This window comes from Candidatus Pelagibacter sp. HTCC7211 (genome assembly GCF_000155895.1).
GTDB lineage: Bacteria > Pseudomonadota > Alphaproteobacteria > Pelagibacterales > Pelagibacteraceae > Pelagibacter.
Genome location: NZ_DS995298.1, coordinates 124,637 through 148,239, shown reverse-complemented (window position 1 = coordinate 148,239; position 23,603 = coordinate 124,637). Strand labels below are relative to the sequence as shown.

Here is a 23,603-nt window from a genome sequence, read left to right as displayed (position 1 = left end):
ACCGTTTTAAAAATGACAGAAAAATTAGTTGTCCCTGATATTGGAGAATTTGAGGACGTTGAAGTTATCGAAGTACTTGTTAAGGAAGGTGATCAGATAAAAGTAAATGATCCAGTAGTTACCATTGAGAGTGATAAATCTAGCGTTGAAATCCCCTCTACTGTTTCAGGAAAAATAGAGAATATAGTAGTAAAGGTAGGTGATAAAGTTTCCAAAGATGATTTGCTTTTAAACGTTTCTTCCTCTGGTAAAATTTTAGACGATAAGTCAATTCCAAAAGATACAGAGAGTATTATCAAACAAGCAGAAGCCGCAATGGCACAACAAAAAGAAGAAACTATAATTTCTCAAGAACCAGTTAGAAAAAAAGAGCAGTCAATTATTCAAGTAACTAAAAGTGGTGACATTGATCCTTTAGAAACACAAGATTGGTTAGAGTCTTTATCTGCTGTAATTTCTAAAGATGGTAATCAGAGAGCGCACTTTTTAATTAAAGAGCTAATAAATAAAGCATATAGAGAAGGTGCTAATATTCCATATACTCAAAATACTCCTTATATCAACACAATCCCCCCAGAGGCTGAGGTAAAATCAAATGGAGATCAAAATATTGAAAGAAAAATTAGATCTTTAATTAGATGGAATGCAGCTGCAATGGTAGTCAGGGCAAACAAAAAATTTCCTGAACTTGGTGGACATATAGGTACATTTGCATCAGCAGCAACATTATATGATGTAGGAATGAATCATTTTTGGAGAGCAAAAAATAATAAATTTGGTGGAGATTTAGTTTATTTTCAAGGACATAGTGCACCTGGCATGTACGCAAGAGCTTTCTTAGAAGGAAGATTGAGTGAAAAACAATTAGATAGTTTTAGGCAAGAGGTTAATACAGATGGGCTTTCCTCATATCCTCACCCTTGGTTAATGCCAAAATTTTGGCAGTTTCCAACTGTTTCAATGGGGTTAGGACCTATGCTTGCAATATATCAGGCAAGATACATGAAATATCTAATTAACAGAGGACTTATAAAAGATGAAGGTCGAAAAGTTTGGGCATTTTTAGGTGATGGCGAAATGGACGAGCCCGAGTCCATGGGTGCTATCGGTTTAGCTGCAAGAGAAAATCTAGATAACTTAATCTTTGTTATTAACTGCAATCTTCAAAGGTTAGATGGTCCCGTAAGAGGAAATGGAAAAATTATTCAAGAATTGGAAGGTAGTTTTCGAGGAGCTGGATGGAATGTAATAAAAGTAATTTGGGGCTCTTATTGGGACGCATTAATAGCTAATGATAAAACTGGTCATTTAGTAAAAATAATGGATGAAACAGTTGATGGTGAATATCAAGCAATGAAAGCAAGAGATGGAGCATACGTTAGAGAGAAATTTTTTGGAAAGTATTCTGAAACAAGTGAATTAGTTTCTAGTTTGTCAGATAAAGATATTTGGAGACTAAATAGAGGCGGTCATGATCCACATAAAGTTTTTGCCGCATATGATAAAGCCTCTAAAAACCAAGGAAGTCCTACAGTCATTATAGCCAAAACCATAAAAGGCTATGGAATGGGAAAGACGGGTGAAAGTGTTAATACAACTCACCAAACAAAAAAATTAGATATTGATGATTTGATGTATTACAGAGATCGATTTGATGTACCTTTAACAGATGAACAAGTGAGAAATATCGAATATTTTAAACCTGATGATAAATCACCTGAGATTAAGTATTTAAAAGAGCGAAGATTAAACTTAGGTGGTTTTTTGCCAGAAAGAACAACTTACGCTAAGCCAATTAAAACGCCATCAAAAGATATTTTTGATTTTATGAAACTTTCAACTGGTGAAAAAGAAATGTCTACCACCATGGCTTTGGTAAGAATGTTGACAAATTTATTAAGAGATAAAAATATTTCACCACGGCTTGTTCCAATTATCCCTGATGAAGCAAGAACTTTTGGTATGGAGGGATTTTTTCAAAAAATAGGTATTTACGCACACGAAGGTCAGAAATATGAACCTGAAGATGCAGCTCAATTAAGCTCTTACCGTGAAGATAAAAGTGGACAGGTATTAGAGGAAGGGATTAACGAAGCTGGTGCAATGTCATCGTGGATTGCAGCTGCTACAGCATACACAAATCACGATATAGAAATGATACCAATCTACATTTTTTACTCAATGTTTGGGTTTCAAAGAGTAGGAGATCTAGCATGGGCAGCAGGTGATAGCCAAGCAAGGGGTTTTTTGATTGGAGCTACCGCAGGTAGAACAACACTAGCAGGTGAAGGTCTACAACACCAAGATGGACATAGTCATTTAATAGCATCTACGATACCCAATTGTGTAACTTATGATCCCACCTTTCATTATGAATTAGCAGTTATTTTCAGAGAAGGTATGAGGCGAATGCATGAAAAAAAAGAAAATGTCTTTTATTATATTACGACAATGAATGAAAACTATTCTCACCCTGAGATGCCAAAAGAAAAGAACTGTGAAGAAGGAATTCTTAAAGGCATGTATAAGATTAGAGAATTTGATAAATTTAAAAAAACAAAAATTCAACTTTTAGGTTCAGGTACAATTTTACGTGAAATGATATCAGCTGCTGAAATTCTACAAAATGATTATCAAATAGATAGTGAAATTTGGAGTGTTACAAGTTTTAATGAGCTAAGAAAAGATGGAATGGAAGTTGAAAGATATAATTTATTAAATCCAGATAAAGATCAAAAAATATCATATGTAGAGCAATGTTTAGGTAAAACAGAGGGACCTATCATGGCAGCTTCAGATTATATGAGGATGCATTCAGATCAAATAAGACCGTATACCAATAAAAGTTTTTATTCTTTAGGAACAGATGGATTTGGCAGAAGTGATACGAGAAAAAAACTTAGAAAATTTTTTGAAGTGGATAAAGAACACTTGGTTGCTTATAGTTTAAGTGTCTTAGCTAAAGAGCAGTTAATAACTTCAAAATATGCGAAAGAGGCTATAAAAAAATATAATATTGATGGTGAAAGACCAATGCCTACTAAATTATAATGTCAGATACTGAAATTAAAGTACCAAATATTGGAGATTTTAAAGATGTTGAGGTTATTGAAGTTTTAGTCTCTGAAGGGCAAACAATAAAAACAAATGATCCACTGATAACAATTGAAAGTGATAAATCTAGTGTAGAAATCCCTTCTAATTTTGAGGGTAAAATTAAATCATTAAAATTAAAAGTAGGAGATAAAGTTTCAGAAGGTGATTTAATATTAATTTTAGAAAAAGAGCCACAAACAAATAAAATAGATGAGGAAAAACCTAATATTGAAAAAGAGTTTAAAAAAATTAAAGTTATTAAGCCAGAAATAGAACAAGCTACGAATAATCAAATTAAAACTTTATCCAAAGAAATATCTTATGCAAGTCCGAAAGCTCGAAAATTTGCAAGAGAACTTGGAGTGGATATTAATCAAGTTTTAGGAAGTGAAAAAGATGGAAGAGTTATTGAGGAAGATATTAAAAAATTTGTTTCATCTAAACCAAAAAATATTGTTGAAATAAAAAAAGATAAGACAAATAAAATTAAAAATGAATTTGAACATTCTGATTTTGGAGAAATTGAAGTTAAAGAAATTCCAAGAGTAAAAAAATTATCTTCAGTTTATTTAACTAATTCTTGGACAACAATACCACATGTAACAAACCATGATGAGGCAGATATAACAGAAATGGATAATTTCAGAAGTTCTCTAAAAGACATGTACACAGGAGAAAGAATTAAAATTACTCCTTTGGCATTTATAATTAAAGCACTAGTAGCCTCCTTAAAAAAATTCCCAAGTTTTAATTCTTCTATTGATGAAATTGAAACTGGAAAAATGACATTAAAAAAATATTTTCATATCGGGATTGCTGTTGATACACCTAATGGTTTAATGGTTCCTAAAATCAGAAATGCAAATAACAAGAAAATTTCACTACTTAGTAAAGAATTAAAAGAAGTTAGTGAACTTTGCAGAAATCTTAAAATTGATAAAAAAGAATTATTTGGTGGCTCTATGACGATCACAAGTTTGGGTGGAATAGGAGGATCATTTTTCACTCCAATTATTAATTTTCCAGAAGTTGCAATTTTAGGAGTAGGCAAGTCTCAAAAAAAACAAATATTGATAGATGGAAAATTTCAAATAAGAACAATGTTACCCTTATCTCTATCTTATGATCATAGAATTATAGATGGTGCGGAGGCAGCAAGATTTAACAACGATTTAAAAGAAAATTTAGGTAGGAATTTTGCTTATAAATTAGCAATTTAATTTTTACAAAAAATATCTTAGATTTAATAAATGATACAAAATATTAAAATTTTACCAAATAGTCTTCATGTAAAATTTAAAAATAATATAGATGATAATTTTCCCAATATTTGGCTTAGAGATCATGCAAAAGATGATGAAAATTGGGATCAAAGAAGCCACCAAAGAAAAACTTTTACTGCTAAGTTAGATACAAACTTATTCATTAAAGAGGCATCAGTAAGTGAAAATGGCAATTATGTTAATATTTTATGGTCAGATTCAGAAAAAATGATCAAGTATTCAACGGAATTTTTACAAAAAAATTTAATTAAAAAAGACACTACACATCAGAAATATTCCTTATGGAGAAGTAAAGATATTAATGATCAAGTTTATCTAAATTTTGATGATGTAGTCTCTGATGATGGATTTAAATTTTTTCTTAAAAATTTACATGAATATGGTTTCTGTGTAATAAAAAATTGTAAAACTAATATGGAAACTGTAGATACAATTGCAAATAAGATAGGTTATGTAAGACAATCTATTTTTGGAGGATTGTGGGAATTCGAGTCTAATGCAGGGATGGCTGATAGTGCTTATACTCAAGAAGAACTAAGACCTCATACAGACTCTACCTATAGTAAAGATGCACCAGGGCTTCAATTATTATTATGCTGTGAACTTGATGCGACAGGTGGAGAGTCAATTATGGTAGACGGTTTCAAAATTGCTGAAACTTTAAAAGAACAAAAAGAGGTATTCGAAATACTTTCAAACGTTGAGGTCCCAGGAAAATATGTTGGTGATGGTGTTATACTTGAAGCAAGAAGACCAATTTTCCGACACAATTCTAAAAAAGAATTAACTCAAGTAAGCTTTAATAACTATGATCGTGCTGAATTTAGAATGGAAAATGATCTTATGTTAAAATTTTATGAAGCAATTACTCAATTTGACAATTTGGCAAACAATATTGAATATCAATGGAGACATATTCTAAAACCTGGTGAGCTTTTAATTTTTAATAACTGGAGAGTTTTACATGGGCGAGGTTCATTTCAGGGGAAAAGAAAAATGGCTGGCTGCTACATAAATATGGAAGATTTTGAAAGTATCTGTAAAATCAACAACATATTTTAAATTATTTTCTAATCAATTAATCAAGTATGACAAAATCTTTATCATTAATTTGCGCTTTAGTTACAACATTTATTTGGGGAACTGCTTTTATCGCTCAAGATACGGGTATGGACAATATTGGTCCTTTAACTTTTAATGCAGCTAGATTTCTTGTTGGTTTTGTAGCCATATTACCTTTTGCATTGATATTTGAAAAAAAAAAAATTATTAGCCAAATAAATTTAGATAGAAAAAGATTCATTAAATATCTTGTGTTCATGGGTTTTTCTTTATTTTTAGGTACTTCGTTACAACAAGCTTCCCTTCAATATACAAATGTTGCAAATGCTGCTTTTTTTACTGTGTTTTATGTACCTTTAGTACCAATACTATTATTTTTTTTATATTCTCAAAAAGTTCATTGGAGTATTTGGCCTTCAATTGCCCTTTGTGTATATGGAGTTTATCTTTTAAGTAATTTTTCTGACTCAGAAATTATGAAAGGGGATGCGCTTGTAATTTTATGTTCTTTATTTTGGGCATTTCACATAATTTTTGCAGGTAAATTTATGAAAATATTTGATATCCCAATGTTTTATGCTGCTTTACAGGCAGTATTTGTTGCTACACTATCATTAATTACAGCTTACACTTTTGAAGATGTTGTTTTATCAAATATTCTTCTAGAAAGTTCATCCATAATTTATGCTGGAGTTTTATCCGGTGGTATTGCATTTACCCTTCAAATGTTTGCACAAAAAAATATAGATGAAGCCCCTGCTGCAATTATATATTCTCTTGAAGGAGTTTTTGCAGTAATTGCAGCATGGATAATTCTAAATCAAATATTAGATATTGATAATATTATTGGATGTATATTAATATTAGTAGCTGTTATATTTTCTCAATTAGCTCCAGAGATTAAAAATAAATTATAAAGAATAGAAATAAAGCTATTATAATTCTGTAAATTACAAAAGCGTTCATTGAGAATTTATTAATATATTCTAAAAAAAATTTAACCGTAACAAAAGAAAAAATGAACGATGATACAATTGCGATTATAACTAGATAATTAAACTCTACTGATTGATCAAATAAATCTTTCAATCCAAGAAAGCTTGCACCACTTAGCGCAGGAATTGAAAGTAAGAATGAAATTTTACTTGAGTCTACTCTATTAAATTTCAAAATCCTTGCTGCTGTCATTGTAATCCCCGCTCTACTAACACCAGGAATTAATGAAAATATTTGAAATAATCCAATAATTAAAATTGATTGAAAATTTAAATTAGCTGAAATTTTTTTATCAAAACGACTTTTGTCAGCAATGTATAAAATAATTCCAAATATTAAAGTTGTCCAAGCAATCACTTCAATATTCCTTAAACTATAAATAATACCTGTTGTGTATAAAAAATATCCAACAATTATAAGAGGAACTGATCCCAAAGTAATTAAAACCAAGATTTTCTGATTATTTTTAATATCTAGTAATTCTTTTCGAAAAAAATAAATTATTGCAAATAAAGAACCTAAATGAAGACTAATATCTATTAATAAAGAGCTTGATTTAAACTCATATAAGCTAGAAACTAATATTAAATGTGCCGATGAGCTTATTGGTAGAAATTCGGATATGCCTTGGATTGCTGATAGAATTAAAATTTCTATAATATTTTGAAACATTTAGACTTCGTAACTTAAAAAATATTTATTTAAAACAATTCGATTTCTGCATATTAGGTATGCATTTGTTAAAAATCACACTTTTTAAACACTATTATTGTATATTAAGGTCATAGTATATGACCTATTTTTTACTTTATTAATTAAAAACAATATATAATTTGCATAAAATTTTTAAAAATTATGTCTGACAAAATGCTTCAATTCGTAAAAATAGGTCAACAAACTCCACCTAAAAGAGGAGTAGATAAGCGTAAAAACGATTTTAATGAAATATATGATGAATTTATTACCGATAAAGCAAAAGAGCAATCAAGTAGATGCTCCCAATGTGGAGTTCCCTTTTGCCAAGTTCATTGTCCTTTGAGCAATAATATTCCTGATTGGCTAAAATTGACGGCCGAGGGAAGACTTAAAGAGGCATATGAGCTATCTCAAAGCACAAATAATATGCCTGAAGTTTGTGGAAGAATTTGCCCACAAGACAGATTATGTGAAGGCAATTGTGTAATAGAACAATCAGGCCATGGAACTGTAACCATCGGTTCAATGGAGAAGTACATCACCGATAATGCTTGGGAAAAAGGATGGGTAAAACCAATAAATGTTTTGAATGAAAAAAATCAGAGTGTTGGAATAATAGGTGCTGGGCCAGCAGGATTAGCAGCAGCAGAACAGTTAAGAAAAAATGGTTATAAAATTACGATTTATGACAGATACGATAGAGCTGGTGGATTATTAATTTATGGAATTCCTAATTTTAAATTAGAAAAAGAAGTTGTTGAAAGAAGAACTAAGCTTTTAAAAGATGGTGGAATAGAATTTGTTCAAAATTTTGAAGTTGGAAAAGATGCTACTTTAGAACAACTAAGAAAAAAACATGATGCTATATTAATAGCCACAGGTGTTTACAAAGCAAGAGAAGTTGAATTACCAGGAAATGACTTAAATAATATTTTTCCAGCAATGGATTTTTTAACTGCATCAAATAGAAAAGGTTTGGGTGATGAAGTAGAAATGTTTGATAAAGGCATTTTAAATGCTGAAGGTAAAGATGTAGTTGTTATTGGAGGTGGCGATACAGCTATGGACTGCGTAAGAACTTCAATAAGACAAAAAGCAAAATCAGTAAAATGTTTATATAGAAGAGATAAAGAAAATATGCCTGGATCTGCGAGAGAAGTTGCTAATGCAGAAGAAGAAGGAGTTGAATTTGTTTGGTTATCTAGCCCAAAAGAATTTAGAGGAACAAACAAAGTCGAAAAGTTATTAGTTGATCAAATTAAATTATGTGAACCTGATGAAAGTGGTAGAAGACGACCAGAAGTACAAGATGGTTCAGATTATGAAATTAAAGCCGATATGGTAATTAAAGCTTTAGGTTTTGATCCAGAGGATCTACCAAAATTATTTGATGCCAACGAATTGCAAGTTACCAAGTGGGGAACTATAAAGGCAGATTTTGATACAATGGAGACAAATTTAAAAGGTGTATTTGCTGCAGGTGATATTGTGAGAGGTGCATCACTAGTTGTTTGGGCAATTAAAGACGGAAGAGATGCAGCATCAGCAATAAAAACTCATCTTGAAAATAATGAAATTAAAAATTCAAAAGTTGCTTAATGGAAAATTATAAAAAAAACTTAAAATTACTCGAAAAGAATCATGTTTATTCAACAGAAATGGAGCATGATGCTTGTGGTGTGGGTGTAATAGCTTCAACTGAAGGAAAAAAATCAAGGCAAATAGTTGAATATGGCATAGAGGCTCTTAAGGCTGTCTGGCATAGAGGAGCAGTAGATGCAGATGGAAAAACAGGTGATGGAGCTGGAATTCATGTAGAAATTCCAAAGGATTTTTTCATAGAGAAAATTGAGGTTACTGGACACGATTATGATAATGCAGAAATTTGTGTTGGAATGATTTTTCTACCAAGAAACGATTACGCAGCCCATGAAAGCTGTAAAACAATTGTTGAAAGTGAGTTAACTAAAAACAATTTTAGTATTTATGGTTGGAGGCAAGTACCAGTTAACCCAAAAGTTTTGGGTGATAAAGCTTTGCAAACTATGCCGGAAATTATCCAAGTTCTTTTTAAATCAAATGATACTAATTTAGTTGATAAAAAATTAGAAAGAAAAATTTATGAAACTAGAAAACGAATTGAAAATAAAGCTTTCCAATTATCTTTAAATAATTTTTATGTTTGTTCAATTAGTTCTAAATCAATAATTTACAAAGGGCTATATTTGGCTGAAGCAATCTCAGATTTTTATCTAGACTTAAAAGATGAAAGATTTGTTTCAAGATATGCAATATTTCATCAAAGGTTTTCTACTAACACAGCACCAAGTTGGAGTTTAGCACAACCGTTTAGAGCCATAGCGCATAATGGTGAAATAAATACTTACAAAGGTAATAAAAATTGGATGAAGGTTCATGAACAAGAAATGAGTAGTCCCCTTTTTGACAACGTAGAGAATTTAAAACCAGTTATACAAAAAGGTGTTTCAGACTCAGCTGCACTTGATAATGTCTTTGAACTATTAAATAAATCTGGACAAACAGCTCCATTAGCTAAGCTAATGTTAGTGCCAGATGCTTGGTCAAAAAAAAATAAAACACTACCCAAAAGTCATCAACAATTATTTAATTTTTTAAATAGTACAATGGAACCATGGGATGGTCCTGCCGCTATCGCCGCCACAGACAATGAATGGATTATAGCTGCTAACGATAGAAATGGATTAAGACCTCTTAGATATGCAATAACAAAAGACAAATTACTTTTTGCTGGATCTGAGACAGGAATGATTGAACTTAATGAAAAAAAAATATTAACTAAAGGAAGATTGGGACCTGGCGAAATTATAGGGGTTAGGATTGAAAAAGGAAAAGTTTTTTTCAATGATGATATTAAAGATTATTTAGCTAAAGAGTTTAAACAGTTTAATTCTCAAATCGTAGATTTAGATGAAAAATTAACAATTTCTAATGAGAAGAATAACTTTGAGGGCGAAGATCTCAGAAGAAGACAATATACATTTGGAATTAGTTTAGAGGATCTTGAATTGATATTGCATCCTATGGCTGAAGATGCAAAAGAAGCCATAGGTTCAATGGGTGATGACACACCTCTTGCTGTTTTATCTGATAAATATAGACCCTTATATCATTTCTTTAGACAAAATTTTAGCCAAGTAACTAATCCACCAATCGACTCTCTAAGAGAGAATAAAGTAATGAGTTTGAAAACAAGATTTGGAAATTTAGGAAATATCTTAGATTTTGATACTCTTACAAAAGAGAATATATATGTTTTAAATAGTCCTATCTTATCTAATTCACAATTTAATAAATTTATAAATTTTTTTGGAAAAAATTCAAAAATTTTAGATTGTACTTTTTCTAAAGATGAGAATTTATCAGTTGCTCTAGAGAGAATTCAAAAAGAGTCAGAAATAGCTGTTAGACAAGGTGTAACGCAATTAATACTTAGTGATAAAAATTTATCTAATGAGAATTTACCTATCCCAATGCTTTTAAGTGTTGGAGCAATTAATACTTATTTAATCACCAAAAAACTTAGAGGCTATGTTTCAATAAATGTTCAATCTGGTGAGGCAATGGATACACACTCATTTGCAACGTTATTAGGTGTTGGCGCAACTACAGTTAATCCATATTTAGCTTTTGATAGCTTGTATCAAAGACATACCAAGAAATTATTTGGTCAGTTCAGTTTTGATGACTGTGTTAAAAGGTATATTAATTCAGTTAATGCTGGCCTTCTAAAAATAATGTCAAAAATGGGTATATCAGTATTAAGCTCATATAGAGGAGGGTGTAACTTTGAGACTGTAGGTTTAAGTAGAACAGTAGTTGATGATTATTTTCCAGGAATTACCTCTAAAATTTCAGGTATAGGTTTAACAGGAATTGAAAAAAAAATTCGTGAAATACATAAAGAAGCATTTGATAGTACAGAAACTGTGCTGCCTATTGGAGGAATTTATAGATATAGGAAAAATGGAGAAACTCATCAATACCAAGGGAAATTAATACATTTATTGCAAAGTGCTGTTGGATCAAATTCTTATGAAGCTTATAAAAGATATGCTGAGGGTATTTATAATTTACCACCTATTAATTTGAGAGATTTAATTAATTTTAGAAAGAAAAAATTAGGACCTTCGATTGACCTTTCTGAAGTAGAGCCAATTGAGAAAATTCTAAAAAGATTTGGTAGTGGAAGTATGTCTCATGGTGCGCTGTCAAAAGAAGCTCACGAAACATTAGCAATTGGAATGAACAGAATTAAAGGAGCTTCATGCAGTGGTGAAGGTGGGGAAGATGAAAAAAGGTTTAAAGTTTTAGATGGTGGAGATAGCGCTAACTCAAGAGTTAAACAAATTGCATCTGCAAGATTTGGTGTAACTATAAATTATTTAAATAATTGTAATGAAATTGAAATTAAAATTGCACAAGGTGCTAAGCCTGGTGAAGGAGGTCAATTACCTGGGTTTAAAGTAACTGAAGAAATTGCAAAATTAAGACACTCTACACCAGGAGTTACTCTTATTTCTCCACCGCCTCATCACGATATTTATTCAATAGAAGATTTAGCCCAATTAATTTATGACCTAAAGCAAATAAACCCTAAGGCTCGAATAGGTGTTAAGTTAGTTGCGTCTTCAGGTGTTGGAACTATTGCGGCAGGAGTAGCAAAAGCTGAGGCAGATATAATATTAATTTCAGGTCACAATGGTGGAACTGGAGCAACTCCACAAACTAGTGTAAAATATGTTGGCATTCCATGGGAAATGGGTCTTACTGAGGCTAATCAAGTACTAACTTTAAATAATCTTAGACACAAAGTTACTTTAAGAACAGACGGAGGAATTAAAACAGGAAGAGATGTTGTTATTGCTGCAATGATGGGTGCAGAAGAATATGGGGTAGCAACAACTGCTTTAGTTGCTATGGGATGCATAATGGTAAGACAATGTCATTCAAATACTTGTCCAGTAGGAGTTTGTACACAAGATGACAAGTTAAGAGAAAAGTTTACAGGCACACCAGATAAAATTGTTAATTTGTTTACTTTTATTGCATCGGAAGTAAGAGAAATTTTAGCTGAACTTGGCTTTAAATCTCTAAATGAAATTATTGGAAGGACAGATTTATTAATGCAAGTTAATAAAGCATCTCCAAATTTAGATGATTTAGATTTAAACCCACTTTTTGTTCAAGCAGATCCGGGTAATAATAAAAGATATTGTGAGAACTCTTCGATTAATAAAGTTCCAGATACACTTGACCAAGAAATTTGGCCAGAGATTGAAAGATCTTTAGATAATTCAGAAAAAATAGAAAAAGAATTTCTAATTAAAAATACTAATAGAGCTGTTGGTACGAGAATTTCACATCATTTGTATGTGAAGTATGGATATGAAAAATTAGAAGAAAATTTTTTAGAGTTAAAATTTAAAGGTTCAGCAGGTCAATCTTTTGGTGCTTTTACTTCAAAAGGTCTAAAACTTACACTTAAGGGTGATGCAAACGATTATGTTGGTAAAGGTCTGTCGGGTTCAACCATATCAATAAAACTTTCAGACGAAAGTAATTTAGTATCAAATGAAAATACAATAATAGGGAATACGGTTCTTTATGGAGCAACATCAGGTAAACTTTTTGCAGCAGGCCAAGCAGGTGATAGATTTGCTGTGAGAAATTCAGGAGCTACTGCCGTGGTAGAGGGATGTGATTCTAATGGTTGTGAATATATGACTGGAGGAACAGTTGTAATTTTAGGAGAAGTTGGAGATAATTTTGCAGCTGGTATGACAGGTGGAATGGCATTTGTTTATGATAGAAATAAAGAATTTGAAAAAAAGGTTAATCCAGAGTCAGTTGTTTGGCAAAACTTAGAGACTGATTATTGGAAAAATTTTTTAAAAAGTTTAGTAATAGAGCATGTAAACGAAACAGGATCTGATTTATCAAAACAAATTATTGAAAATTTCGATGAAGAATTAAATAACTTTGTTCAAGTCTGCCCTAAAGAAATGTTAGATAAATTAAGTAATCCGATTAGCCTAAAGTCAAATATTAAAGAAGTAAGTTAGAAGAAAAAATCAAGCTCTCTTACTATTTTCTTTTGAAGTTTTTTACTGAATAGACTGTGATCTCCATTCTTAATTATTAGTAATTTTTTTTTAGCATTATCAAATAACTTTAGTACTTTCCTGGATAAGGAAGTAGGCACTGTGGTATCATTACTGCCATGTATCATCGTTACAGGAATTTCAAGTTTAATCTTTTTATTTAAAATTTTATTTTTTCTACCATCCTTAATTAATTGATAAGTTATTGGATATTCATAGCCACCATGTTTTAAATTATAAACCCCTTTATTTTTGGTTTCCATTTTCATTTTTTTTGTAAATTTTTTCCACATTATTCGATCTAAAAATTCAGGAGCCGAACCAATACCCAAAAAACCTTTAATTTGTTTTTGAAAATATTTAAATTGATTAAGTGAAATCCATGATCCCATACTAGATCCTATTAAGATAAAATTGTTTTTTTTTATAATCTTCTTGATGACAGTTTTTGTATCTGAGGTCCATTTACTAATATTTCCTTTAGTAAATTCGCCTGAAGATTTTCCATGTCCCGAATATTCAATGGCTAGAAAACCAAGTTTATTTTTTTTTGCATATTTGAGAAATACTTTTGGTTTTTCTCCTTCCAGATCAGACATAAAACCATGAAGAAAAACTATATAGAGATTTTTCTCATAATAATTACATAAATATCTAATTTTTTTTGTTTTTGAGATTTTGTAATATTTAAAATTAGTCATTATTATTTATATGTTTTCAGTATTAATATATAATAATTTTAATGTCATTGAATTTAAAAGTTTTACAAGTAATCCCAAAATTAGGATATGGTGGAGCTGAAACTGGATGTTATGATATTGCTCATTATTTACCTGAAAATAATTGTGAGTCTTTTATTGTTACTAGTGGGGGTGAGCTTTTAAAATTTGTTGATAAAAAAAAAGTTAAAGTTATTAAACTGCCAGTTAACAGTAAAAATCCATTATTAATATTTTTTAATTCTTTAGCTTTGATTTGGATAATCTTGTACAATAATATTTCAATTGTACATGCTAGGAGCAGAGCACCAGCATGGTCTTGTTATTTAGCTACTATCCTAACAGGTAGAAAATTTGTTACGACTTTCCACGGAACATATAATTTTGAAAGTAAATTAAAAAAATTTTATAATTCAGTAATGGTTAAATCTGACTTAATAATTGCTGGATCTAATTTTATTTTTTCACATATAAAAGAAAATTATTCGAAATATTTTGATGTGAATAAAAGACTTCGTGTAATTTTTAGGGGCATAAATGTTGATTATTTTGATCCAACCACAAAGATAGAGAGTGATGAAAAAAAGTTATTAAAACAATGGGAAATTGAAAAAGATAAAAAAATAATTTTATTACCTGGAAGACTTACTTCATGGAAAGGACAAGAGCTTTTTATTGAAGCTATTAATTTAGTAAATATAGAACTTGGATATGAAGCTTTTTATGTTGTTATTCTTGGAAGTGATCAAGGTAGAGATTTATATAAAAAAAAACTTATCAGACTATCAGAACAGTTTAGAATGAATAATCAGGTAAGATTTATTGATCACTGTAAAGATATGGCTCTTGCTTATAAAATTTCAGATATAATTGTTTCAGCATCAACGGAACCCGAAGCTTTTGGTAGAGTTGCTGTAGAAGCTCAATCTATGGAAAAACCAATAATAGCAAGCAATATTGGCGGTTCAAATGAAACTATAATTGATGAAAAGACTGGTTTTTTATTTGATTCAGGAAATTCAAAATCACTAAGTCAAAAAATTTTAAAATTACTCTATTTAGATGAAACTTCTTTAAAATTGATTGGAACTGAGGGAAGAAAGAATGTTATTAAAAAATTTAATGTTGAAAAAATGTGCTTTTCTACTTATTCAGAGTATAAAAAAATAATGAATTAATTAAATGCCAATAATTACATTACCAGATGGAAATAATTTGAATTTCCCAAACAAAGTTACGGGTTTAGATGTAGCTGAAAAAATTAGTAAATCACTTGCCAAACAAGCAATGGTTATTAGTGTCAATGGTGAATTAAAAGACTTAGATCATATAATTGAAAATGATTGTTCTATTAAAATATTCACATCAAAAAATCCAGAAGGATTAGAAACTATAAGACATGATACAGCTCATATATTAGCAATGGCAGTTCAAGAATTATTCCCAGGAACTCAGGTAACTATTGGGCCTGTTATAGAAAATGGTTTTTATTATGATTTTGCAAGAAAAGAGTCTTTTACAGAAGACGATTTAATTAAAATTGAAAATAAGATGAAAGAAATTGTTGATAGAGACGAAATTACTAAAAGAGAAGTTTGGGAAAGAAATAAAGCCATTGCTCATTTTAAGAAAAAAGGTGAAGTTTATAAAGCAGAATTAATAGAGGCTATTCCTGAAAATGAAGATGTATCAATATACTTTCATGGTGACTGGCATGATCTTTGTAGAGGTCCACATCTTTCTTCTACAGGCAAGATTGGAAAGTATTTTAAACTGACTAAGGTATCTGGTGCTTACTGGAGAGGTGACTCAAAAAATGAGATGTTACAAAGAATTTACGGAACTAGTTGGGCAAGCCAAAAAGAATTAGATGAATATTTAAAAAGAATTGAAGAAGCTGAAAAAAGAGATCATAGAAAACTTGGAAAAGAAATGGATTTGTTCCATTTTAGAGAAGAAAGTCCAGGATCAGTATTTTGGCATGAAAAAGGATGGGCTTTATTTCAAAAATTAATAAATTATATGAGAAGTAGGCAAGATGCTGCTGGCTATAGAGAGGTGAACACACCAGAAATATTAGATAGACAACTTTGGGAAAAATCTGGTCATTGGGAAAAATATGGAGAAAATATGTACACTTCGGAAACACCAGATGAAAAAGTATTCGCGATTAAACCGATGAATTGTCCAGGTCATATTCAAGTATTTAACCAAGGATTAAAAAGTTATAGAGATTTACCAATACGAATAGCTGAATTTGGAAAAGTTCATCGATATGAACCATCTGGTGCTTTACATGGTTTGCTGAGAGTAAGAGCATTTACACAAGATGATGCTCATATATTTTGTTCAGAAGATCAAATCACAAGTGAGTGTTTAGAGGTAACTAATTTGATTTTAGATATTTATAAAGACCTTGGTTTTGAAAATGTAATATTAAAATATGCAGATAGACCTGAAGTAAGAGTAGGTGATGATGAGATTTGGGATAAAGCGGAAGCATCATTGCTCGAAGCAGTTAAAGCTTCAAAACTTGAGTATAGTATTAATAAAGGTGAAGGTGCATTCTATGGACCTAAGATTGAATTTGTTTTAAGAGATGCAATTGGTAGAGATTGGCAGTGTGGAACTTTACAAGTCGATTTAAATCTACCGGGTAGATTAGATGCTTCTTATGTAGATAAAGATGGAACTAAAAAAGTTCCCGTCATGTTGCATAGAGCATTATTTGGATCTCTAGAGAGATTTATTGGTATTTTAATTGAAAACTATGCTGGAAAATTTCCTTTTTGGATATCCCCTTTACAAACTATGGTAATACCTATTTCAGAAGAATTCAACGACTACGCAGTTGAAGTGTCTAAAAAAATAAAAAAAGTAGGGATTAGTTCTGCAGTAGATTTAAAAAACAATAATTTAAATTACAAGATTAGAGATCATTCTTTAGCAAAAATACCAGTTTTATTAATTTGTGGTAAAAAAGAAGTTGACTCCAATTCAGTAACGATTAGAAGATTAGACTCTAATAAACAAGAAAATATGGATACAGAACAATTCTTAAAAACATTCTCTGCTTTAAATAAAGCATCCTCAAACTAAGTGGCAGATTTAAAACAAAATTATTTTCAACGAAGAACGAAAGATCGTGGACCAAGATCTAATAACAGAATTTCATCTCCTGATGTTCAGGTAATAGCAAGTGACGGGGAAAATCTTGGTGTGATGAACACAAATGACGCTATCTCAATGGCGAAAAATCAAGGATTGGATTTAATCGAAATAGCTGCTAATGCTAATCCTCCAGTTTGTAAGATTATGGATATGGGTAAATATAAGTATGATGCCCAAAAAAAAGCAAATCTCGCGAAGAAGAAACAAAAAATTGTCTTACTAAAAGAAATTAAAATGAGGCCGGTAACAGAAACACATGATTATGAATTTAAAGTAAAAAATGCAAAAAAATTTATAGCAAAAGGAGATAAAGTTAAATTTACAATCAGATTTAAGGGTCGAGAGCTTCAACATTCACACCTAGGAAATGAATTAATGGGCAAGATCAAAGAAGACATGAAGGATATTGGTAAGGTCGAATTGCACCCTAAGTTTGATGGCAAGCAAATGATCATGGTTATTCAGCCTTTATAGGCCTTAATATAGGTTGTAAATTTATAGCAATCTTTGTATAACACCGCAGAATTATGCCAAAATTAAAAACAAAAAGCTCAGCAAAAAAAAGATTTAAGATATCTGCAAAAGGTAAAGTCATGACTGCCCAGGCTGGTAAAAGACATGGCATGATTAAAAGAACAAATTCTCAAATTAGAAAATTAAGAGGTACAACAACGATGTCAAAACAAGACGGAAAAATTGTTAAGTCGTATATGCCTTACAGTTTAAGAGGTTAAAATGGCAAGAGTTAAAAGAGGTGTCACAAGTAAAGCTAAACATAAAAAAGTTTTAAAGGCAGTAAAAGGCCAGTGGGGCAGAAGAAAGAATACTATTAGAGTTGCAAAACAAGCCATGGAAAAGGCTATGCAATATGCTTATCGAGATAGAAGAAATAAAAAAAGAGACTTTAAAGCATTATGGATCCAAAGAATTAATGCCGGAGTAAGAGCCGAGGGATTGACTTATTCAAAGTTTATTAATGGACTTAGTAAATGTGGAGTAACTATCGATAGAAAAATATTAGCAGAAATAGCATACGATAGCCCAGAAGCCTTTAAAACTATTGTTCAAAAAGCTCAATCTGCTCTAAATTAATCTTCACTATTGTTTTTCGCCGGTGAAGAAATAATCTCTTAAAATGTCAGATATTAAAAATATTAAAGACGAATATCTTCTTAAGCTAAGCAAAGACTTAGATGTAAATCAAATTAATGAAATTAAAACAGATTTATTTGGCAAAAATGGATTAGTAAGTTCTCAATTTAAACAACTTGGTAAAATTCCAGAGGATGAAAGAAAAAAATTTGCGTCAGAATTAAATGATATAAAAGATGAATTACAAAATTTAATTGTTTCAAAAATAGAAGAAATTGAAATTAAAGAAATAAATCAAAAACTAGAAAAAGAAAAAGTAGATATTACATTACCAGGGAGACCATTTGCAGAGGGTAAAATTCATCCAGTATCTCAAGTAATTGATGAAATTTCCTCTATCTTCTCTGAAATTGGTTTTAGTGTTGAGGAAGGTCCTGATGTTGAAAATGAATATAATAATTTCACAGCTTTAAATACTCCAGATAATCATCCAGCCAGAGATATGCATGATACTTTTTATCTAGATGAAAAAAAAGAATTACTCTTAAGAACACATACTTCTCCTGTTCAAATTCGAACCATGTTAAATGATAAACCACCTTTTAAGATTATTGCACCTGGAAGGACTTATAGATCTGATAGTGATCAAACACATGCACCAATGTTTCATCAAGTAGAAGGCTTACATATTGATAAAGATATTAATATGGGTCACTTAAAAGGCTGTTTAAATTATTTTATTAAAGAATTTTTTGAGGTTGATAAGATAAAAATGAGATTTAGACCAAGCCATTTTCCATTCACGGAACCTTCGGCTGAAGTAGATATAGGTTACGAAATTAAAGATGGAAAAATAATAATTGGTGAGGGAGACAAATGGCTTGAAATTTTAGGCTGTGGAATGGTTCATCCTAATGTTCTTAAAAATGTTAATGTGGATCCAGGCAAATTTCAAGGATATGCTTTTGGAATTGGAATAGATAGATTGGCGATGCTTAAGTATGGAATCAATGACTTAAGGGCATTCTTTGATTGTGATTACAGATGGTTAAATCAATTTGGATTCGATCCAATTGATGTACCTTCAAGTTATAGAGGTTTAAGTAGATGAAAATTACATCTGACTGGTTAAAAGAACATCTAGATACAAAATTAGATGAAAATAAGATAATAGAAAAACTTACAGATGTTGGTTTAGAAGTTGAAAGTGTTGAAAAACAAGGTGGCGAATTAGATGAGTTCATTGTTGCAAAAATTTTAAAAGTAGAAAAGCATCCAAATGCTGATAAGCTTAGAGTTTGTGATGTGGATATAGGTAAAGAAAATCCTGTCAAAGTTGTTTGTGGTGCTCCAAATGCGAAAGAAGGTTTGTTTACAATCTATGCCCCACCAGGTTCGGTTATTCCTAAAAATCAAATGAAATTAGTAGTCAGTAAAATTAGAGGAGTTAGCTCTTATGGGATGTTATGTTCAGAGTCTGAATTAAATTTATCAGATGAAAGTGATGGTATTACTGAGCTTTCATCGAATGATTTTAAAAATAAGATTGGAGATAATTATTTTCCAAAAAAAAATTCAAACGTAATTGATATATCTATTACACCAAATAGAGCAGACTGTTTAGGTGTTAGAGGAATTGCCAGAGATCTGGCTGCAGCAGGCTCAGGTAAATTAAAAGACTTTAAAGAAAATGAATTAAAAAAAGATGGAAAACAAACGGTTAGTGTAAAAATTGAAAATGAAGAAAATCAAGCGTGCACAATATTTGGAAGCTGTTTAATTACTGGAGTAAAAAATATTGAAAGTCCAGATTGGCTAAAAGAAAAAATAATTTCTATAGGGCAAAAACCAATTTCAGCCATTGTTGATATTACCAACTACATAATGTTTGATTTAAATAGACCTCTCCATGCTTATGATGTTGATAAAATTGACAAGGGAATAATAGTCAGAAATTCAAAAAAAAATGAAACTTTTACAGCATTAGATAATAAGGAATATAAACTTGATGAGGGAATGTGCGTAATTTCAGATGCCTCAGGTGTATTGGGCTTAGGTGGAATAATTGGAGGTACTAGATCTGGAACAGAACTTGATACAAAAAATGTATTAATTGAGTCTGCTTATTTTTTGCCTAGATCTATTAGAAAATCTTCAAAAATTTGCAATATCGATACTGATGCAAAATTTAGATTTGAAAGAGGCATTGATCCATTATCAATCGAACAAGGTTTAAAAAAAGCATCTAATTTAATTCAAGAAATTTGTGGTGGTAAAGTAAGTGATATTGATATCCAAAACATTAAAAAATATGAAAATAAATCTTTAGAATTTAATCCTAAGATTTTTGAAAAAGTAACTGGAATAAAAATCGAAAAAGATGAAATGATGAAGATTTTGAATGATTTAGGGTTTGTCATTAAAGAAAATCAAAAAAACTTACAGCTCAAGATTCCTTCTTGGAGACCAGATATTTCCCAAGAAATCGATGTAGTTGAAGAACTAATAAGAATTAAAGGTTATGAACATATTGAATTAATAGAACCTCAAAAAGTTCGACAAAAAGAAACTTTAAATAAAAAGCAAAAATTATTTCATTTTTTACAAAGAGCTGTTGCTTCAAAAGGTTATTTAGAGGCAATTACTTGGTCATTTACTGATAGTAGAATTAATCAATTATTTCTTGAAAAAAATAAAGAAATTAAAATTGTTAACCCAATAAGCTCAGATTTAGATGTTTTAAGAAGCTCGATATTTTCTAACTTAATAATTCATTTAAATAAAAACTTAGATAGAGGATTTAAAGATTTATCAATATTTGAAATAGGACCTACATTCCTTGGAAAAAAACCAGGTGAGCAACAAACAGTTGTAGGTGGATTAAAATCTGGAAAGATTTTCAGACAGAGTTGGTTAGAAAAAGAGAGATTAGTTGATTTATTTGATGTCAAAAGTGATGTGATTAAAAGCCTAGTAGAGGCAGGATATTCTAAGGAAAATCTATATTTTGATATAGAAACACCAAGTTATTATCACCCAGGAAAATCTGGAAGAGTTTTTTTAAACAAAGGTAAAGAAAAAGTAGTAGCTTATTTTGGAGATATTCATCCTAATGTTTTAAAAAAATTAGATATTAAAATAGAGGCTCTAGTAGGATTTGAAATTTTTTTAGATAATATTAAACAACCAAAAAAATCTCTTAAAGATCAAAAAACTAAAAATAAATTTTCTGACTTTCAAAAATCAGAAAGAGATTTTGCTTTTATCTTAGACAAAGATTTTCAAGTTCAAGAGTTAATTGAAATAATAGCAAATGTTGATAAAAATTTAATTAAGTCGGTTAAAGTTTTTGATGTATATGAAGGTAAAAATATACCAGATAACAAAAAATCTATCGCACTAAACGTAACAATTCAATCATCTGAAAAAACACTAAATGAAGATGATTTGAACAAAATAAACCAAACAATTATCACTGCCGTAGAGTCCAAACTAGACGCTAAGATAAGATCATAGTAATGGCAAACATTGATAATATAAGAAATTTTGCAATAATTGCGCATATTGACCATGGTAAATCTACGATAGCAGATAGAATAATTCATAGTTGTGGCGGACTTACTGAAAGAGAAATGAAGGCACAGGTACTAGACTCAATGGATATTGAGCGTGAGAGAGGGATTACCATCAAAGCACAAACTGTAAAACTTAATTATAAAGCAAAAGATGGTAAAAATTATATTCTAAATATTATTGATACACCGGGCCATGTTGATTTTAGTTATGAAGTAAGTAGATCTCTATATGCATGCGAAGGATCAATTTTAATTGTGGATAGTACTCAAGGTGTAGAGGCACAAACACTTGCAAATGTTTATCAGGCATTAGACATAAATCATGAAATTGTACCAGTACTAAATAAAGTTGATTTACCTGCATCAGATTTGGAAAAAACGAAAACACAGATTGAAGAAGTAATAGGCATAGATACGGAAGGAGCTGTTCCTTGTTCTGGAAAAACAGGAGAAGGTATTAATGATATTTTAGAACAAATTATAACTGTTCTACCTGGTCCCAAAGGCGAAGTTTCTGGAGATTTAAAATGTTTACTAGTTGATAGCTGGTATGACACTTATTTAGGAGTTGTTATCTTAGTTAGAGTAATTGATGGAAAGATTTCAAAAAATATGAAAATTAAAATGATGTCTACTAATCAAGAATATATCGTTGAAAAAGTTGGGGTATTTACACCTAAAGCTACAGATATTAATCAATTAAATGCTGGTGAAATAGGATTTATAACAACTGGAATAAAAGTTTTATCCGAAACAAAAGTTGGTGACACTATTTGTGATGCAGCAAAACCATTGAAGGAGGTTTTGCCTGGTTTTAAACCAAGTAAGCCAGTAGTTTTTTGTGGACTATTTCCAGTAGATAGTTCTGAATATCAAAAATTAAAAGATGGGTTAGCAAAATTACAATTGAATGATGCAAGTTTTTCATTTGAACCTGAGTCTTCTTCAGCATTGGGATTAGGTTTTAGATGTGGTTTTTTAGGATTACTTCATTTGGAAATTGTAACAGAAAGATTAGAAAGAGAATTTGATGTCAATTTATTAACTACGACACCAGGTGTTGTTTACAAAGTTTATATGAATAATGGGAGTACTATAGATTTACACAATCCATCAAGTTTGCCTGACTCAACATTAATAAAAACAATTGAAGAGCCCTGGATAAAGGCAACAATTATTACACCTGATCAATATTTAGGATCAATAATTAAGATGTGCCAAGATAAAAGAGGTGTGCAGACCAATTTGAGTTATTCAGGTAATAGAGCAGTTGTTAATTATGAACTACCTCTTAACGAAGTTGTTTTTGATTTTAATGATCGTTTAAAATCAATGACAAGTGGTTACGCTAGTTTTGATTATGAAATTATTGAACATAGAGAAGGAGATTTAGTCAAACTTGGAATTTTAGTAAATGCTGAACCAGTTGATGCTTTGGCTATGATGATACATAAAGATTTTGCCCAAAGAACAGGAAGAGAAGTTTGTGAAAAGCTCAAAGATTTAATTCCAAGACATAATTTTATGATACCAGTTCAAGCAGCAATTGGTGGAAAAATCATAGCAAGAGAAACTATAAAAGGCTTCAAAAAAGATGTATTAACTAAAATTCATGGTGGTGGAGCTACCGATAGAAAAAGAAAACTTTTGGAAAAACAAAAAAAAGGTAAAGCTAGATCGAAGCAATTTGGCAGAGTAGAAATACCTCAAGAAGCATTTATAGGTGTTCTTAAAATAAGCAAAGAAAAATAAAAGAATTAATTTTTTATT

General features: G+C 30.5%; 16 protein-coding genes. 14 read left to right on the top strand and 2 right to left on the bottom strand.

Annotated elements, in window-relative coordinates; all coding sequences use genetic code 11:
• Window positions 1–12: 12 nt before the first annotated feature.
• Genes aceE through PB7211_RS00735 form a run of 4 tightly spaced genes read left to right on the top strand, consistent with a single transcriptional unit; the run spans window position 13 to window position 6,358 of the window.
• The gene (gene aceE / locus PB7211_RS00750) at window positions 13–3,051 is read left to right on the top strand and encodes a pyruvate dehydrogenase (acetyl-transferring), homodimeric type (RefSeq protein WP_008544334.1); all 3,039 of its coding nucleotides are present in this window, start codon (window positions 13–15) and stop codon (window positions 3,049–3,051) included.
• Window positions 3,051–4,316 (top strand): 2-oxo acid dehydrogenase subunit E2, encoded by a 1,266-nt coding sequence (locus tag PB7211_RS00745; RefSeq protein ID WP_008545617.1) that lies wholly within the window; start codon window positions 3,051–3,053, stop codon window positions 4,314–4,316. The genes aceE and PB7211_RS00745 overlap by 1 nt, the downstream gene beginning before the upstream one ends.
• A 30-nt stretch (window positions 4,317–4,346) precedes the next feature.
• Window positions 4,347–5,441 (top strand): trimethyllysine dioxygenase, encoded by a 1,095-nt coding sequence (locus PB7211_RS00740; RefSeq protein WP_008545275.1) that lies wholly within the window; start codon window positions 4,347–4,349, stop codon window positions 5,439–5,441.
• A gap of 26 nt (window positions 5,442–5,467) precedes the next feature.
• The gene (locus tag PB7211_RS00735) at window positions 5,468–6,358 is read left to right on the top strand and encodes a DMT family transporter (RefSeq protein WP_008545207.1); all 891 of its coding nucleotides are present in this window, start codon (window positions 5,468–5,470) and stop codon (window positions 6,356–6,358) included.
• On the opposite strand, the gene PB7211_RS00730 is transcribed toward PB7211_RS00735, so the two are convergent.
• Complete coding sequence (locus PB7211_RS00730) at window positions 6,342–7,109, bottom strand: undecaprenyl-diphosphate phosphatase (protein WP_008544237.1); 768 nt, start codon at window positions 7,107–7,109, stop codon at window positions 6,342–6,344. The genes PB7211_RS00735 and PB7211_RS00730 overlap by 17 nt on opposite strands.
• A 183-nt stretch (window positions 7,110–7,292) precedes the next feature.
• On the opposite strand from PB7211_RS00730, the gene PB7211_RS00725 reads away from it, so the two are divergent.
• Entirely contained in the window at window positions 7,293–8,732 is a 1,440-nt protein-coding gene (locus PB7211_RS00725; protein WP_034398689.1) for an NAD(P)-dependent oxidoreductase, read from the top strand.
• A complete protein-coding gene (gene gltB / locus PB7211_RS00720; RefSeq protein ID WP_008544265.1) occupies window positions 8,732–13,237 on the top strand; it encodes a glutamate synthase large subunit in 4,506 nt (1,501 codons plus the stop codon). Before PB7211_RS00725 ends, gltB begins: the two co-directional genes overlap by 1 nt.
• Here gltB and PB7211_RS00715 read toward each other — a convergent pair.
• Entirely contained in the window at window positions 13,234–13,977 is a 744-nt protein-coding gene (locus PB7211_RS00715; RefSeq protein WP_008545949.1) for an alpha/beta hydrolase, read from the bottom strand. The genes gltB and PB7211_RS00715 overlap by 4 nt on opposite strands.
• Before the next feature lie 41 nt (window positions 13,978–14,018).
• On the opposite strand from PB7211_RS00715, the gene PB7211_RS00710 reads away from it, so the two are divergent.
• From PB7211_RS00710 to lepA, 8 genes are read left to right on the top strand one after another with little or no spacing between them, the layout of a single operon-like run.
• A complete protein-coding gene (locus PB7211_RS00710) occupies window positions 14,019–15,173 on the top strand; it encodes a glycosyltransferase family 4 protein (RefSeq protein ID WP_008545997.1) in 1,155 nt (384 codons plus the stop codon).
• A gap of 4 nt (window positions 15,174–15,177) precedes the next feature.
• Window positions 15,178–17,094, top strand: a complete 1,917-nt coding sequence (thrS, locus tag PB7211_RS00705; RefSeq protein ID WP_008545166.1) for a threonine--tRNA ligase — start codon at window positions 15,178–15,180, stop codon at window positions 17,092–17,094.
• Window positions 17,095–17,640: a translation initiation factor IF-3 gene (gene infC / locus PB7211_RS00700; RefSeq protein ID WP_034398687.1), complete on the top strand. Its 546-nt coding sequence runs from the start codon at window positions 17,095–17,097 to the stop codon at window positions 17,638–17,640.
• 53 nt (window positions 17,641–17,693) lie between these two features.
• Complete coding sequence (gene rpmI, locus PB7211_RS00695) at window positions 17,694–17,900, top strand: 50S ribosomal protein L35 (RefSeq protein WP_008545827.1); 207 nt, start codon at window positions 17,694–17,696, stop codon at window positions 17,898–17,900.
• 1 nt (window position 17,901) lies between these two features.
• Window positions 17,902–18,258: a 50S ribosomal protein L20 gene (gene rplT, locus PB7211_RS00690; protein WP_008544130.1), complete on the top strand. Its 357-nt coding sequence runs from the start codon at window positions 17,902–17,904 to the stop codon at window positions 18,256–18,258.
• Between the two features lie 43 nt (window positions 18,259–18,301).
• Window positions 18,302–19,369, top strand: coding sequence for a phenylalanine--tRNA ligase subunit alpha (pheS, locus tag PB7211_RS00685; RefSeq protein ID WP_008545386.1), 1,068 nt, complete (start codon window positions 18,302–18,304; stop codon window positions 19,367–19,369).
• Entirely contained in the window at window positions 19,366–21,774 is a 2,409-nt protein-coding gene (gene pheT / locus PB7211_RS00680) for a phenylalanine--tRNA ligase subunit beta (protein WP_008544115.1), read from the top strand. Before pheS ends, pheT begins: the two co-directional genes overlap by 4 nt.
• Before the next feature lie 2 nt (window positions 21,775–21,776).
• Complete coding sequence (lepA, locus tag PB7211_RS00675; RefSeq protein ID WP_008545640.1) at window positions 21,777–23,585, top strand: translation elongation factor 4; 1,809 nt, start codon at window positions 21,777–21,779, stop codon at window positions 23,583–23,585.
• Window positions 23,586–23,603: the final 18 nt, after the last annotated feature.